This window comes from Citrobacter sp. VF227 (assembly GCF_052950715.1).
Window position 1 is genome coordinate 1 of sequence record NZ_JBRFVF010000137.1, and the last position, 641, is coordinate 641.

The window sequence follows — 641 nt, forward strand, 5'->3', positions numbered from 1 at the left end:
ATGTGGCAGGCGGTGGCCACGGGCGACGCCGATGCCAGCGTCGCCGCGTGGCTCCCGGTGACCCAGGCCGCCTACCACGACAAGCTCAAGGACCGCCTGGAACTGCTCGGACCGAACGTGACCGGGGCGAAGATCGGCTGGGTGGTCCCCGCCTTCTCGCCGCTCACTTCCATCGAGGATCTCAAGACCCGGGCCGCCGAGGTGGACGGCAAGGTGATCGGCATCGACCCGGGAGCCGGGGTGATGAAGAGCTCGGAGGCCGCGATCAAGGCCTACGGCCTGCCGGTTCGGCTCGTGGACGGCAGTGACGCCACGATGACCAGCGCCCTCAAGAACGCGATCCGGCAGAGGAAGGACGTCGTCGTCACCGGCTGGACGCCGCACTGGATGTTCGCCCGCTACGAGCTGAAATACCTCACCGACCCCAAGAAGGTCTTCGGCGAGGACGAGAGCGTCAACACCATCGTCCGCAAGGGCCTGAAGGACGACCTCCCCGAGGTCTACGCCATCCTCAGGAAGTTCAAGCTCGGCATCAAGGACGAGGAAGCCATGATGGCGCAGAACGAGGAGCGCGGCGCCAAGCCGGACGAGACCGCCGCGCTCCTCGTTCTGCGCCATCATGGCTTCCTCGTCCTTGATGC

1 protein-coding gene is annotated in these 641 nt (G+C 66.5%); it reads left to right on the forward strand.

Features of this window, described 5'->3' with window-relative positions:
• Positions 1-641 (forward strand): glycine betaine ABC transporter substrate-binding protein (locus tag ACU8YC_RS25500; RefSeq protein WP_446896033.1); only part of this gene is annotated, 641 nt, incomplete at both ends.